This window comes from Rossellomorea aquimaris, assembly GCF_000935355.1.
Lineage (GTDB): Bacteria > Bacillota > Bacilli > Bacillales > Bacillaceae_B > Rossellomorea > Rossellomorea aquimaris_B.
Genome location: NZ_JXZC01000002.1, coordinates 136,974 through 151,991, shown reverse-complemented (window position 1 = coordinate 151,991; position 15,018 = coordinate 136,974). Strand labels below are relative to the sequence as shown.

At 41.8% G+C, this 15,018-nt stretch carries 15 protein-coding genes; 8 read left to right on the top strand and 7 right to left on the bottom strand.

Going from position 1 to position 15,018, the window contains the following annotated elements; translation table 11 throughout:
* Positions 1–92 precede the first annotated feature (92 nt).
* Positions 93–1,133 (top strand): oxidoreductase, encoded by a 1,041-nt coding sequence (locus TV75_RS07920; RefSeq protein WP_044338485.1) that lies wholly within the window; start codon positions 93–95, stop codon positions 1,131–1,133.
* A gap of 42 nt (positions 1,134–1,175) precedes the next feature.
* On the opposite strand, the gene TV75_RS07915 is transcribed toward TV75_RS07920, so the two are convergent.
* From TV75_RS07915 to TV75_RS07900, 4 genes are all read right to left on the bottom strand, one after another.
* The gene (locus tag TV75_RS07915) at positions 1,176–2,276 is read right to left on the bottom strand and encodes a Ger(x)C family spore germination protein (protein WP_052504464.1); all 1,101 of its coding nucleotides are present in this window, start codon (positions 2,274–2,276) and stop codon (positions 1,176–1,178) included.
* Complete coding sequence (locus TV75_RS07910) at positions 2,273–3,364, bottom strand: GerAB/ArcD/ProY family transporter (protein ID WP_044338198.1); 1,092 nt, start codon at positions 3,362–3,364, stop codon at positions 2,273–2,275. Before TV75_RS07910 ends, TV75_RS07915 begins: the two co-directional genes overlap by 4 nt.
* Positions 3,365–3,381: 17 nt before the next feature.
* The gene (locus tag TV75_RS07905) at positions 3,382–4,887 is read right to left on the bottom strand and encodes a spore germination protein (protein WP_044338197.1); all 1,506 of its coding nucleotides are present in this window, start codon (positions 4,885–4,887) and stop codon (positions 3,382–3,384) included.
* 202 nt (positions 4,888–5,089) lie between these two features.
* Entirely contained in the window at positions 5,090–6,052 is a 963-nt protein-coding gene (locus tag TV75_RS07900) for an ABC transporter substrate-binding protein (protein WP_044338196.1), read from the bottom strand.
* Between the two features lie 225 nt (positions 6,053–6,277).
* On the opposite strand from TV75_RS07900, the gene TV75_RS07895 reads away from it, so the two are divergent.
* Genes TV75_RS07895 through TV75_RS07875 form a run of 5 tightly spaced genes read left to right on the top strand, consistent with a single transcriptional unit; the run spans position 6,278 to position 10,204 of the window.
* Positions 6,278–7,264, top strand: coding sequence for a FecCD family ABC transporter permease (locus TV75_RS07895; RefSeq protein ID WP_044338195.1), 987 nt, complete (start codon positions 6,278–6,280; stop codon positions 7,262–7,264).
* A 3-nt stretch (positions 7,265–7,267) separates the two neighbouring features.
* Entirely contained in the window at positions 7,268–8,323 is a 1,056-nt protein-coding gene (locus TV75_RS07890; protein WP_044338194.1) for a FecCD family ABC transporter permease, read from the top strand.
* A 15-nt stretch (positions 8,324–8,338) separates the two neighbouring features.
* Entirely contained in the window at positions 8,339–9,157 is an 819-nt protein-coding gene (locus tag TV75_RS07885) for an ABC transporter ATP-binding protein (RefSeq protein WP_044338193.1), read from the top strand.
* Positions 9,154–9,912, top strand: a complete 759-nt coding sequence (gene fhuF, locus TV75_RS07880; protein ID WP_044338192.1) for a siderophore-iron reductase FhuF — start codon at positions 9,154–9,156, stop codon at positions 9,910–9,912. The genes TV75_RS07885 and fhuF overlap by 4 nt, the downstream gene beginning before the upstream one ends.
* A gap of 25 nt (positions 9,913–9,937) precedes the next feature.
* The gene (locus TV75_RS07875) at positions 9,938–10,204 is read left to right on the top strand and encodes a DUF2573 family protein (protein WP_044338190.1); all 267 of its coding nucleotides are present in this window, start codon (positions 9,938–9,940) and stop codon (positions 10,202–10,204) included.
* 371 nt (positions 10,205–10,575) lie between these two features.
* On the opposite strand, the gene TV75_RS07870 is transcribed toward TV75_RS07875, so the two are convergent.
* Together TV75_RS07870 and TV75_RS07865 are read right to left on the bottom strand one after the other, a co-directional pair.
* Positions 10,576–10,923, bottom strand: a complete 348-nt coding sequence (locus TV75_RS07870; RefSeq protein WP_044338189.1) for a spore coat protein — start codon at positions 10,921–10,923, stop codon at positions 10,576–10,578.
* A gap of 16 nt (positions 10,924–10,939) precedes the next feature.
* A complete protein-coding gene (locus TV75_RS07865) occupies positions 10,940–11,197 on the bottom strand; it encodes a hypothetical protein (RefSeq protein ID WP_044338188.1) in 258 nt (85 codons plus the stop codon).
* A 315-nt stretch (positions 11,198–11,512) separates the two neighbouring features.
* Between TV75_RS07865 and TV75_RS07860 the strand changes: the two genes are divergently transcribed.
* Both TV75_RS07860 and TV75_RS07855 read left to right on the top strand, forming a co-directional pair.
* Positions 11,513–12,430, top strand: coding sequence for a proline dehydrogenase family protein (locus TV75_RS07860; protein ID WP_044338187.1), 918 nt, complete (start codon positions 11,513–11,515; stop codon positions 12,428–12,430).
* 206 nt (positions 12,431–12,636) lie between these two features.
* Positions 12,637–14,100 (top strand): potassium/proton antiporter, encoded by a 1,464-nt coding sequence (locus TV75_RS07855; protein WP_044338186.1) that lies wholly within the window; start codon positions 12,637–12,639, stop codon positions 14,098–14,100.
* A gap of 134 nt (positions 14,101–14,234) precedes the next feature.
* On the opposite strand, the gene TV75_RS07850 is transcribed toward TV75_RS07855, so the two are convergent.
* Positions 14,235–14,861: a YczE/YyaS/YitT family protein gene (locus TV75_RS07850; protein WP_044338185.1), complete on the bottom strand. Its 627-nt coding sequence runs from the start codon at positions 14,859–14,861 to the stop codon at positions 14,235–14,237.
* Positions 14,862–15,018 lie beyond the last annotated feature (157 nt).

Sequence of the window (15,018 nt, the reverse complement as noted above, 5' to 3'; positions counted from 1 at the left end):
CAAACAAATAATCAATTGTAAAACGAATCATTTTTCGTCTGAACTTGTACATGATAATATGGGAATACATTTTGAAAGAAAAAGGTGACATTATGCAACCGATCAAAGTTGGATTAGTAGGATACGGTTTTTCCGGACAAAGCTTTCACCGCCCGTTACTTTCTCATATGGAGGAGTTTCATATCGAAGCGGTGCTTTCTTCGGATGAAGAGAAAGTGCTGAAGGATATTCAGGGTGCGACTGTGGTTTCATCCCTTGCTGATTTACTTCAACAAGACATTGAATTAGTCGTGATTACAACCCCAAACCATCTTCACTATTCCATGATTAAGCAGGCTTTACTTGCGGATAAACATGTAGTGGTAGAGAAGCCATTTGTGACGAATAGTGAAGAAGGGGAAGAGCTTCTTGCTTTAGCGAAGGAGAGGGGCTTGCATCTTTCTGTCTTCCATAACCGCCGTTGGGATGCCGACTTTTTAACCATCCGAAAATTACTTGAAGAAAATGCTTTAGGACAAGTCTATACATATGAAGCCCACTTCGACCGTTTCCGACCGGCCATTAAAGACCGTTGGAAAGAAAATAAAATCGAGGGGGCGGGTGTGTTATATGATTTGGGATCACACCTCCTCGATCAGGCACTTACTCTGTTTGGAGCACCACAATGGGTGCAGGCAGATGTGTTCCCGCAAAGGGACCCGGAGAAAGCTGAAGACTACTTCCATATTACGCTCGGATATGACGTACTGAGAGTGCAATTGTATTCACGTTCGATCGTCCTGGATCCAGGACCTCGTTATCAAGTTCATGGATTACAGGGCAGCTATGTGAAGCACGGAATGGATCGTCAGGAGGATGACTTGAAAGCAGGGGGAAACCCTCTCGGCGAAGAGTGGGGAATGGAAGATGAAGAAAACTGGGGTGCATTGACAACCCTATCCGGTGAGGAAGTGACCTCGGAAGTGATTCCTTCTGAAAAGGGAGATTACACACAATACTATAAAGGGGTTTATATGGCATTAAGAGAAAACAAACCTCTACCGGTAAAACCTGAAGATGCTCTTCACGTGATCAAATTGATTGAAGCATGTAAAGAGAGCGCGGAAAGTAAACGTGTTATCCAACTGAAATAAAGTAGAAAGGCTCCTCACAAAAGGAGCCTTTCTTTATTGATGCTATTCCACCGTACCTGCTTCTAAAATCTGAACCTTTGCGTCTACATTGAATTTCACTCGCGGATAAATGCTTTCTTTCCACTCTTTAATATCAAATCCGCGAACCCCGTGTTTTTGATTTTGCCCGATGCCGACAGGATCGATGCCTAATTCCTGAAATTCTTTGAGCATGGCTAAACAATTTTCTTCAATATCCTTTTTCATTTTTTTCTCAACTTCCACTACTTTATCGGGGGTCAATTTTTTCCCTGTGTATTCCCTGACTATTCCTTTGATCTTGATCTTCATAGTCACTTCCACTGGATCTGCTTTGTGTTTCACTATTAACTTGTGCTTTGAAATCAGGCTCGTAACAGAAGCCTCAACGATTTTCTCTGCATGCCCTTGCATTTTTCCCATTTTAATCACATGGCTTCCCTCTGCCAGCTTATCCACTAATAATTTAAAGAAAAACATATCCTTAGCAGGGATTTTCTTGACCATTTTATCTTTATCGAAGAGGGCGACACCTGTAATCGCCACACTTTCATTCGAGAGCTGCTTTAAAACGGGCAGATACGGTGTTTGTCCATCTTGAAAGTAGTCGAATAAAAATAAATGAAGATTGGTCTCCGGTAATTCTCTGCGGGTGATATTATGGTGAATCAGATTGGAAAGGTACGTACCATTTCCTCTTAATCCGTAATTTCCTTTGATTAGTTCACCTGCATTTCCCTCGGTAACCGTAATATAGACTCTTGCTCCCACACTGGCATCTCTTTGCAGGGAATCACCAATATCTATGATTCCTTTCCGGGCCAGTTCCTCCCCGATCAGCACAACATCCAAGCTTCCTCTTACAAGCGGCTGTTGAGCTCTCCTCTCTAATTTTTCCAGGACCTCTCTGGTGGATGAAGCCTCTGCAGATAGGGTTCCGTTTTGGATGGATTTATCCGCTAGATAAATGGGAAAGAGGGCGGTACCTCTTATTTTATTTTCGCCGGCGTGGTCGTAGGCCTTCCCCGTTTCGATATATAAATCATCAAGGATTTCCCTTTCAACGCAACCTGTCATGAACACCAAACAAATGAGGATATAGCCAATTAGTTTTAGGGGTTTCACTGCTGTTTATGCCTCACTTTCTTCATGATGATGACAAAGACCAATAATGAGGGAATATAGAAATAGTTAATATAAAATCCAATCTTGTTCGACATATCATTTAATAAATTCACTTCTTTTCTATCTGTAAAAAAGGACAGTGCTGATACACAGATAAGACAGATGATGAGTAATGTATGCTTATGTTTCATAGGTGTCATTCGTTTCAAGATCCTGCTTGCACACCAGATCGAGATACATACATTTGGAAGAATAACGAGGCACCAGTTGGCAATCCCGATGTATTCAAAGCGTTCAACAAAAGGCATCTCTACGATTTTCCACATGGAGAGGGTTGCCCATACGGTTTTCTCCAATTGTTTTTGACTAAAAAATGCAAATGAAATGAGTGCTATAAACGTATAGATGGTCGTTGTGAGCAATAATCCCCAGTGAGCATATTTCTGAGATTTTTTTGCATTTTTAACAAATGGATAGAGCATTAAAATGGACTCATAACCTAAATATGTGAGGGACATATTTTTAGTGGAAATGAGCAAATCTTTCACTGAATGATCAAATACGGGCAAGATATTTCGAAAATCTGCGTATTGAAATGTAAATCCGAAAGTTAAAAGTAAGTAACTGGGGAGAACCGTTCCGAAAAAGGCCGTCCCCGTTATCGTTCTGACGCCGCCTTTTACTATATAGTAAACCAAGATGAGAAATATCAATGAAAAGATAAAGGTACTTAATCTTGGATACATCCATACTTGCAGTACCTCGATGTATGTTCTCATAATGGTGATCACAAGCAAACTGAAATAGATGACAAAAATGAAATTAAATAGATTCCCTATCCATTTTCCAAAGGCAAGTGTATGGGCAGATACAAGATCACCATCAGATTTCTCTAAAATAAGATACATTAAAAATATGATAATGTGAGTGAAAAGGCCGGCAAGTATGACGGAAATCCATCCGTCATATCCGGCATTCTTAGAAATGACCCGTTGAAATCCAAGAACTCCTGCTCCCACCTGCATTGAATGAATGAGAAAGAACACAAGGAAAGGGGATATTTTTCTTCTATCTGGAATCGGTTGCATCTGATCACCTCCTACCTTCATTCATCGATATCTAGCTTTCTCTTTCCTTCAGATGCGCGGAACCGGTTAGGTTTCTTTGTTCTTAAATACTCCGGACGATCTGATTGCTTGTTAAAGGGAAAGCGGATCAGAGCGTCTTTAAAATCCTTCATTCTAGGTGGGAAGAGCGGTTCCAAGAACGGTCTCCCCAAGGAGGTTAATTGTAAGAGATGTCCCATAAGCAGGCAGAAGCAGAAAACGATTCCTAATAACCCCCAAAGTTGTGCAAACAACAAAAATGGAAATCGAAGCAGGCGGATTGTATTACCCATGCGGTAAACGGGAGTCGTAAAGGAAGCAAGGGCAGCAAGGGCCACTAATATGAGCAGTACGTTACTCGTAATTCCGGCCTCAACGGATGCGGTCCCTATTACGATCCCCCCCACGATACCGATGGTTTGACCGACCTTCGTCGGCAGGCGGGCTCCTGCTTCGCGCAATAATTCGATTGTTAATTCAAGAAATAATGCCTCTAATATGGGAGGCAAAGGTATTTCCTGTCTTGAGGTAATAAGAGTCGCCATTAAATCTTTTGGAATGAGTTCATAATGATACGTCAATGCCGCAACGTAAATCGGTGTGATCAAAATCGAAAATGCTACCGCAAACACACGTACGAGGCGGAGGAATGAAGCAATCGAGAAATTCAAGAAATAATCCTCATATGAATTAAAGAACTCGACGAGCGTTGTCGGTCCAATAAGGGCATGAGGAGATCCATCCACCATTACTGCGACTTTTCCCTCCACCAGTACAGAAGCAACACGATCGGGGCGTTCCGAATCCAATAGCTGTGGGAAGGGGGAATAGCTATTATCGGCAATGAGCTGTTCAATGAATGAACTATCCATAATTTGATCAAAGTCCAATCCATGTAAACGCTGACGAACCGTATTCACATTGGCTTCATCCACTAAACCATCAAGATAAACAAGGGCGAGTCTCGTGTGAGTCAATTTCCCTACATTAAATTCTTCGACTATCAGCTCTTTAATCGGAAGACGTTTCCGAAGCAGATTAAGGTTGTCACTTAGGGATTCAACAAAGGCCTCTTTAGGACCAACCACACTGAATTCCACTTCTGGTTGGGAAACCTTTCTTCCCATTTCATTTTTCGTAGCGATGAAGGCGAATTTCCGGTTGGAGGCATCCATCGTTAATAAGGTATATCCATTAAATAGTTTCTGTTCGATATCCGCTTCATCTTTTGAGATTTGAATATCCAATACTGGAACCAGCGTTTTTAGATCATCAAAGGAGTGAAAATCTTTTGAAAGCAAAGAGGGGAGGACGTCCTCCTGCAGAATCTTCCCATCGATGAGTGTAGTGATGAAGTGCAAACTGAATTTGACCCCTGTATGAGGGTTTTGGTAAAAGGCTTGTTTATAGTCAGCCGATTTCTCAGCTTCCTGCTTAAAGTTTTCATATGTCTGTTTTTTCTTCGTCTTATCGGTGTTTTTCTTGTTCTTAAAGAATGGAAACATACTAATCCCTCATGTTCGATGTATGGTCTATCCTGTAGTGTTTCCGAAAATAGGAGAATTATGAAAAAGGATGGGGTATGTGGAAAAAAACGTTAAGGTATGCTTGAAAAAAAAAAGGGGTCCGTTTGAGGTGGGTCAATCCAGGTTGGGGCTGAATTAAAAAAAGACTGGAAAAGGGAGTCCCTTTTCCAGTCTCATGTCGTTATTCCTGTTCCAAGAAAAACTTCTCGATATCATCAAGCATCGCATTTGCTGCCATAACGCCACCTGCAGTGTTCCAAATAGCATCGCTTACTTCATACACTTTATCTTGCTTTGCTACTTCAAGGTTTTGGAATAGGGGATCGTTCAGCCACTCTTCAGCAAGCTTGTTCGCTTCCCCATCACCCGTTTCATATGTGAAGTAGAATAACACATCTCCATCCATTGCCGGGATGCGCTCTTTCGTCACACCTTTTTCAGCAAAGTCGTCTACATCCTGCCCTTCAGGACGGGCAAATCCTAATTGATCCAGGATCACACCTGAGAATGAATCTTTATGGTAGATACGTACGTCACCTGCTAAAAAGCGGACCATGGAAACTTCCTGGTTTAGTTTATCCCCAAGCTTCCCTTTTAGATCTTCGATTCGCTGGTCATACTCGGCCAATACTTCTTGACCTTTTTCTTCTTTGTTTACTGCTTTGGAGTATAATTCAAAGTTCTCTTTCCAGTTACCGCGAAGTGTTTCCGCCATTACAGTTGGAGCGATGTCTTTCAGCTGATTGTATTGTTCTTCTTGACGCATTTTGTTCCCGATAATCAGGTCCGGTTGAAGTTTTGCAATAGCCTCCATGTTTAATTCGCTTTCAGTTCCGACTACTTCAACATCTTTCATGTCTTTTGCAATATGATCGTACCAAGGATCACCTGTCCAGGATTGTACGGCACCAACCGGTGTCACGCCTAAAGAAAGAAGAGCCTCTGTTCCTTCATTCGTAAGGATCACGACCTTCTTAGGTGTTCCTTCGATTTCAGTCGTACCCATTGCGTGTTCCACTGTATAGGTTTCTTCTTTTTTATCATCGTTCCCTGTAGAACCTTCTTTTTCTTCTTTATTACCGCAAGCAGCTAAAAATAGAAGAGAAGCGAAAAGCAATAAAGATACTAAATTTCTTAACTTCATATGTATAATTCCTCCTGAAAATATTTTGATATTGATAATGATTATCATTTACACCTTTTATATTAGTTGAGAAGGTTTTCATTGTCAATATCTAAATGATAATGATTTTCAAAGTCATTGACGGTTGTTCCATTCTTCTTTAAAATAGTAGTGAAAGTTAAGAACGTGAAATTAGATTTTCCTTCCCTTATTGATTTCAATAAGGGATAGAGAGGTTAACACATAATGAAAATTCAAAAGCAATTTCTTCTGTTTATAGGAACCATTCTTTTTCTCATAGTGTGTATAGGAATCAGCGTTGTATATGGGTATACGGATACGTCGTGGAGAATAGCTCTTGAAGCGTTTACCAACCCTAATGGATCAACTGAACATATCGTGCTTCAGACCATCCGATTACCGCGGGCACTTATTGCTGCCGCGGTGGGGGCCTCCCTCGCCATTGCAGGAGTTCTTATGCAAACTTTAACAAAAAATCCATTGGCTTCACCCGGTATCTTTGGGATCAATGCGGGCGGTGCCTTTATGGTGGTAGTGGCGGTTACGTTATTTGGTGTAACCAATCTTCAATCCTTTACGTGGCTGGCGTTTTTAGGAGCTGGTTTAGCGGCTGTCGGTGTGTACGTCATCAGCTCAGTCGGGAATAACGGCTTGACCCCCATGAAGCTGACGTTAGCAGGGGCTGCCATAACGGCAATGTTCTCTTCGTTTACACAGGGTTTGCTTGTATTGAATGAAGCAGCATTGGAGCAGGTTTTGTTCTGGCTTGCAGGATCTGTTCAAGGAAGGAGCCTCGACATTTTATCCGGAGTATTTCCTTATATCGTGGCAGGCTGGGTCCTTGCACTCATGTTGGCAGGAAAAATGAATATACTTGCCATGGGAGAAGATGTTGCCAAAGGGTTGGGGCTTAAAACAGCCTTGATTAAATTTATCGCATTACTTGTTGTCGTACTGTTAGCTGGAGGCTCAGTAGCCGTTGCCGGTCCGATAGGCTTTATCGGAATTGTCATCCCCCATCTTGCCAGAAAAATCATTGGTGTAGATCATCGCTGGTTGATTCCTTACTCAGGATTACTTGGAGCGATTTTACTATTGGCTGCTGATATTGGAGCCCGTTACATCATCATGCCCCAAGAGGTGCCGGTTGGTGTTATGACAGCCATTATTGGTGCACCGTTCTTCGTGTACGTTGCAAGGAAGGGGTTTTAACCGATGAATAGATTTATAGGAAAACGTTGGCTCGAGGACCGGGTTTCTATGCTCGTTGATTTATCAGCGATGAAAAAAATTATGATATTAGGTGTCATCACTTTACTGGTCCTTATTATGAGTACAGGAATAGGCGACTTGAAAATAGCACCCTGGAAGGTCGTAAGCGTCTTCTTTGGAGGCGGAACAAGTTTAGAACAGCTTGTTGTTACTTCTTTTCGACTTCCAAGAATCATCATTGCCCTGCTGGCCGGGATGGCATTGGCCGTGGCAGGGGGGATTTTACAGGGGATGATCCGAAACCCTTTGGCATCTCCCGACATTATCGGGATAACCGGAGGGGCAGGAGCAGCTGTCGTCGCTTTTCTGACCGTTTTCAGCAACGATGATAATACTTTGATGATCAGCATTAAGTGGCTTCCTGTTGCCGCATTTATAGGGGCAGCAGTCATTGCCTTTTTAGTCTATTTTTTGGCTTGGAGAAAAGGTGTATCCCCTGTCAGGCTCGTATTGATCGGAATCGGGATTTCAGCTCTGACACAAGCATTGACTACTTTGCTTATGATCCTTGGACCCATTTATAGAGCAAGTCAGGCAAACATTTGGATTACAGGTACCGTCAACGGATCGGATTGGCAGGACGTATGGATCCTGCTTCCGTGGAGCCTGGTCTTTATTCTGTTAAGCTTCTTTATAACCCGTCAATTGAATATCCAGGAACTTGGGGAAGAAATCGCTACAAGTGTTGGAGGGAACGTTCAGCGACAACGCTTTTTACTCCTATTGATGTCAACGGCTTTAGTTGGTGGAGCCGTTGCATTTGCAGGGGGAATAGGCTTTGTAGGCCTGATGGCTCCCCATATGGCAAGAAGGATGGTTGGATCATCTTTCGGTGCGTTACTTCCGACTGCTGCCTTTATCGGTGGTATCCTCGTGATGGTGGCAGATTTGATCGGCCGAACATTATTTCTGCCCTTGGAAGTTCCTGCGGGAGTATTTACAGCAGCGATCGGAGCACCTTATTTTATCTATCTATTATTTAAAACAAGAAATTCTTAAAGGAGTTGGCCATAAATGAGTGACATTTTACAAACGAAGGATTTAACTCTATCTTACGGGGAACGAACGATTATTGATGAACTGAATATTGACATTCCAAAAGGGGAGATTTCAGTCTTTATCGGTGGAAACGGCTGCGGTAAATCCACTCTTCTTCGTTCAATTGCCAGATTGCTTAAGCCGAAACAAGGATCGGTTCTGTTAGATGGGGAAGCAATCTCTCGTTTATCAACGAAAGAAGTCGCTCGAAAAATGGCCATTCTTCCTCAATCGCCAACCGCTCCTGAAGGATTGACCGTCCTGCAGCTGGTAAAGCAAGGTCGTTACCCTCACCAAACCTGGCTCAAGCAATGGTCCCATAAGGATGAAGAAATTGTCCAGGATGCACTGAAGGCAACGAAGATGGAAGAGCTTCAGCACCGTAAAGTGGATGAACTTTCAGGGGGACAGAGACAGCGTGCCTGGATTGCGTTGACATTAGCCCAAGACACAGACATCATTCTGTTGGATGAACCGACTACCTATCTCGATATGACCCATCAGATTGAAATTCTCGATTTATTATTCGAACTCAACGAGAAAGAGCAGCGAACCATCGTTATGGTCCTGCACGATCTTAACTTGGCCTGTCGCTATGCCCATAATATTGTCGCCATCCGCGATAAGCAAATTTATGCCCAAGGGAAGCCTGAAGATGTGATTAGCTGTGAGCTGGTGAAGAATGTATTTGATATGGATTGTCAGGTATCCCGAGATCCTTTGTTCGGAACCCCGCTTTGCATCCCATTCGGTAAAGGCCGTTGCATTCTGAATGCCGTGGGTGAGACGGGATGAATGCCCTGACCCAAGAACAGTGGGTGATCCTTGAGAAGTATCGTTTTCATAAGGAGTGGTCACCTGCCTTTAAAGGGGAAGAAGCAAGCTCATTTTTAGATGAGCAAGGGATGAATTCTTACCTCTCTGACCGGGCTGCATCAATTAGAACGGATGATCTCAAAGTAGCGGCTTCCCTGTTCATGAAACGCTATGCATTCATAGCGGCTATGGGATTGATGGCGATGACATATTGGAATAAGAAATTAAACCTTAAACCGGAAAACCTTATTCTTTTAGATGGAGACAAGAATGGTTTGTGGATGCCCCAGTTTTATATAAAAGACGCATCCGTTACTCAATTTACTTCTCATGAGGAAAAAGAGGCATTTATTCAGTCGATTTTTGCGGAGCATCTTGATAAAGTGATTCAGTCGTTAAAGAAAACGACAAAGCTATCTAACCTTATATTGTGGGAAAACATCGCTGTATATGTTTTCTGGATATATGAGAATGATGACTTCCTTTTAAGTGAAGGAATGAAAAAGCAGAGGGATGAACAATTCCATCAGTTGCTTTTGGACGAAAACAGCCAATGGTTCGGTCGTTATCACAGAAATCCACTGGCCCGTTATTATAGTGGTAAAGTAAATGTAGAAGGTGTAACGGAAAAGGTCCGTGTTCGTAAAACATGCTGCTTTTCCTATAGATTGGAAAACGGGGAGCAGTATCGTTGTAAAACATGTCCGCAAACCTGTCGAGTGAAAAGGACATAGCTCAATATTCACAAGGAGGTTTAAGATAATGAAAGACTTTCCGGAACAATTTGATGCATTGATAGATAAGTACACTGAGCTATTAGTAGGTGAGATCGATTCGGAAAAAAAAGAAATGGTCAGCCGCTATGCTCTTTATTCATTCATCGCGAAAAACATGCCTGCCCTCGTGAAACATTGGAATTCTTTATATCCCGATGGAAAAGATGAGATGAAACGAATCGTTGGAGAGATCAAAGAGATGAATGAAGCTCATCGCGCGGAAATGAATGGGAAAAAGAATGAAGAGTAAGCAGTTTAATGTAAAAAGTGCCCTTATTTGATTGAGAGGGTGCTTTTTTTATTGGATTTTATCTGGAGTGGGGAGGCAGAGAGAGATTTTAACCGGGTTTATGGGATATATTATCGACTTCGGCCTATTTATTATCGACTTTAGGATTATATTATCGACTTAGCACTATTTATTATCGACTTTCAAATTTTATTTTCAAATTAGCTACATTTATTTTCAAATTTCCGATATTATTTTCAAATCCCAACTTTTATTTTCAATTCGGGCAAAAATGCCCACCTTATCCCGAGAGCCATAAACTCGCAGCCCATACCAGCTTCACCCCGCATGCAATTCACAATAAAAAGAGGCAGACCCGAGTCTGCCACCAATTATTGAACTTGACCGCCATATCCATAAGGAAATTGAGAAGAGTACTGCTGGTGCTGCTGATAGGATTGTTGAATCTTTTGGCTGTCGGCAGTCTCAAGCTTGTACCAGCCTTTGCGGAACATTTCATTGTATAGCTCGCGTTGAGCATTTTGAGTTTCATTAAAAATCGTGAGCAGGTCTTGATATAGCGCTTGATGACTCGCTTCGTTAAGTGCTGTACAGTAAGAAGCAGTCATGTATTTCTCCTGAGACAGGACATCGGTGATGAAGTCACGATCATTCATCTGAGGTGTAGCCGGTACTTGAGTCTGTGGATTTTGGATTTTTTGTTGATTTTGTTGATTCATGTAATCGTACTCCTTTCTACATCATGTTTTGGTTAGTCGTATTTAAATGTGCCAATAGTTGTTGATAGTGACGCTGATGCATCTGCCCGCACTTATCCAGCTCAGCTTTAATCTCAGTATCCTGACAGTGAGCTGCTGCAAAATGGCACTTCTTCATGGCATTAAGATTCCATGCAAGCATGTCATTTAAATATAAAGAGTCCTTCGTTGTAAGCATTTGTGGTGGTTCTGTATAGGCTTGTGGCTGACTTCCTTGTTGAGGTTGTTGTTGCATATTCTTTTCCTCCTTTTCATTCCTTTAATTTCCTTTCTTTGTATGGTCGATAGGTAATATTACCCTGTATACGACCCCTTAAGAAAGTTTTATAATCATAGGGCAAAGGTTATTTTTCCTAATGCTCAGCATGATTATTCACGTATTTACAAATTTCGATAATATTCTACTAAGAAAATATTGAAAGTATATTCAAAACGTATAAAAGGTGATAAAATATTGCTAAGTATATAATGGTATGAACTTTTTCTTTTTTAGCAATGAAGAAAACGTTTTCATAGTATGATATATATGTTTTTTCAGGGGGTAAGCAACATGGAGCAAGCAATGCGTAATTTCTTTTTATTCCTTTCAAAAAATAAACCGATGACGAAGCTCGCTAAGAAATATGGCCTGCGTTTTGGAGCCAGCCGATTCGTTGCAGGGTCTTCGATTCTGCAGGCAGTTGAGGTCATTCGTGAACTGAATAGTCAGAATCTTGTTGTAACGATCGACTATTTAGGAGAGTTTGTGGACAATGAGCGAGAAGCAAACGAAATGGCCCTTGAATGTGTAGAGGCTGTTCGTGCAATCGGGAGAGAAAACCTGAAATCTCAACTATCCCTAAAGATGACATCAATGGGGCTGGATATTTCCGAAGAGGTTGTCATGAAGAATATGAGGTTGATTCTTGATGAAGCAACCAAACAAAATGTATTCGTGACCATCGATATGGAGGACTATTCCCGCTGTGGAAAGACCATTGATATCTTCAAGCGGTTAAAGTCCGAGTACGATAATATCGGCACGGTCATACAAGCCTATTTATATAGAACAGAAAAGGATATGGATGATCTGAATGCGTATTCCCCCAATCTGCGTCTAGTAAAAGGGGCCTATAAAGAGTCACCTGAAGTTGCGTTTCCTGAAAAGAAGGATGTAGACGATAATTTCAAAAAAATTATTAAAACTCATCTGTTGAACGGCAATTATACAGCCATTGCCACACACGATGATGAGATGATCGAATATACGAAGAGACTCGTGGAGGAGTATAATATTCCACGTGATCAATTCGAGTTTCAAATGCTTTTTGGTATCCGTGTGGAACGCCAGCATGAACTGGTCAAAGAAGGCTACAAAATGCGCGTATACGTTCCGTACGGTACTGACTGGTATGGATACTTCATGAGAAGACTGGCTGAAAGACCGGCCAACGTCGCCTTTGTTCTAAAAGGTGTCATGAAAAAATAAAAGAGATTTATCAGACTCTGTGAAAATTCACGGAGTCTTTTTTGTTTACAGGAGCAAGCATCCCAATATAAGAGGAAAAGGTATTGCTAAACGACTGATGGGAATATTATTGCTGAATAGAAGAGAGAAGAGGCATTTTAATTGTTACAGTATTCACAATATAATATAATAAAAGAGTATAATCTTCATGAATAAGAGGCGATATAATGGAAATCACCATTGATAATTTGACATTACTGCTTGGCCTCTTGCTTTTAGTCGGTGTCATAACCGCCAAGTTCTCCACCAGATTAGGCGTCCCCTCACTTATTTTATTTATCATCGTAGGTATGGTCTTGAATACATATTTCTTCTTCGATAATGCTCCAATGACACAATTCATCGGAACACTTGCCTTGATTATCATTTTGTTTGAAGGTGGACTTCAGACAAAATGGAGCAACGTGAAAAGTGTCTATAAACCTTCATTATCACTCGCAACCATTGGAGTCATTGTGACGACACTATCGATTGGGGTGGCTGCCAAATTCATTCTGGATGTTAGTTGGCTGGAAGGGATGTTATTTGGGGCGATCGTTGGTTCAACGGACGCTGCAGCGGTTTTCTCCGTTTTAGGCAACAAAAACATCAAACCGAAAATTTCTTCCACACTGGAAGCTGAATCAGGCAGTAACGACCCGATGGCCATTTTTTTAACGGTAGCTTTTTTACAATTGATCCAATTTCCAGGATTAAATCCTGCTACCTTGATTTTAAGCTTTTTTTGGCAAATGGGTATGGGGTTGGTGCTTGGGCTGGCGTTTGGATGGGCATCTGTATGGATCATTAACCGTATTAACCTTGATTCATCCGGATTATACCCGGTTCTGTCCATTTCGCTGGCTATCTTCACGTACGCCATTACGAGCATATTGGAAGCGAGCGGTCTATTGGCCGTTTATATCATGGCAATCGTAGTCGGAAATCAGGAATTGACCTATCGACATTCCATCGTGCGTTTTAATGAAGGGTTTGCGTGGATGATGCAAATCGTCATGTTCATCCTCCTGGGTTTATTGGTTTTCCCCCAGCATCTTCCGAGCATTGCATGGCAAGGGATTGTGCTGTCGATTCTATTGATTGTTGTAGCGAGGCCGCTTGGAGTCTATTTAAGTCTTGCACTTGCCAAGAACTTCACGATGAAAGAAAAATTCTTCATCTCGTGGGCAGGTTTGAAGGGCGCGGTCCCAATCGTATTGGCAACGTATCCGATGGTGGCTAATATTGAAAACAGTGAAGTCATCTTCAACGTCGTGTTTTTCGTTGTCCTCCTATCAGCCCTGATTCAAGGAACGACGATTTCACCGTTAGCCAACTATCTGAAGCTGGCCGGAGAAGAAAAACCGCCAATCGCTCACAGCATAGAACTCGTTTCGATCGGAAAGACAAACAATGAAATGCTTGAAATTCTCATAAACGACGATGCCTATATTACAAACAAGGCGATTAAGGACATCAATCTCCCTGAGAAGACATTGATTTCTGCGGTTATCAGAAACAATGAACTGATCACTCCAATGGGAGACACGATCATCAAAGCAAACGATACACTTTATGTGCTTGCAAATAAGAGTCAGAGAAAGCGTATCAATGAGCTCCTGAATTCTAAAGGTGGATTAAGCTCTACTTAAACTATGGAACAATTCCACCAGTTCTTTCCTTAGATGCGGGAGCTTGCCACGAATTACCTCAGCCATGAGGATACACAATATATCACCAAATAAAAAAGCAATCTCCCTCATGGTAGATTGCTTTTTGTTATGGATCAATCAGCAGAAACGGCTGCTTTGCCCACTGATTTTTTCTCGAAGAGCTGTTCAAAAATTGGAAAGCTGTATTGAACCACGAATCCTAATAGAAGCGTTACAATGATTGTACCGATTCCAATATCTCCTTTAAACAGGAAAGCCAGTGATAGAGCAAATCCTTCACTGATAATACGGGAATTGCGAAGGTTTAACCCGAAACGTGTATGGATGGCCACCATCAGTGTATCCATGGGGCTTGCCGGGAATTTAGCCTGTAAGTAAATCGCAATCCCAAGTCCCATCGTCAAAATCCCTGAAGCAAGGGTGAACACCTGATTCATCAGCATCTCAGGAGCGTAATCATTAAAGACAACCAGTAACCAAAAATCAATCAAAAGACCAATAACAAGAATGGATCCCGCTGCCAGTACATCAGGCTTCTTCTTCATTATAAGAGCATTTAGACCAATCAACACAATCCCGTTTATGAAAACAGCGGTACCAACCGTTATCCCGAACATATTGGATTCCCCAACGGCCAGGGCATCCCAGGCAGAGGCACCTAGACCAGATTTAATTATCAGGGCGACACCCATCGTCAAAATAAAAAGTCCAATCGTAAAAAACAAAAGTCTGCGCTTCATTCACATAGTCTCCTTTACTGTAAACGTTCTCATTACTATACTTTAAAAAACAGACGAGCTACCTTGGATGGTGATGATAAAGTAGGAGGTCTGACAACTTCGGATTTATATTCTTAGTTTACTGCATAAATGGGGACAAGGCAAAGTTAATTTTTGT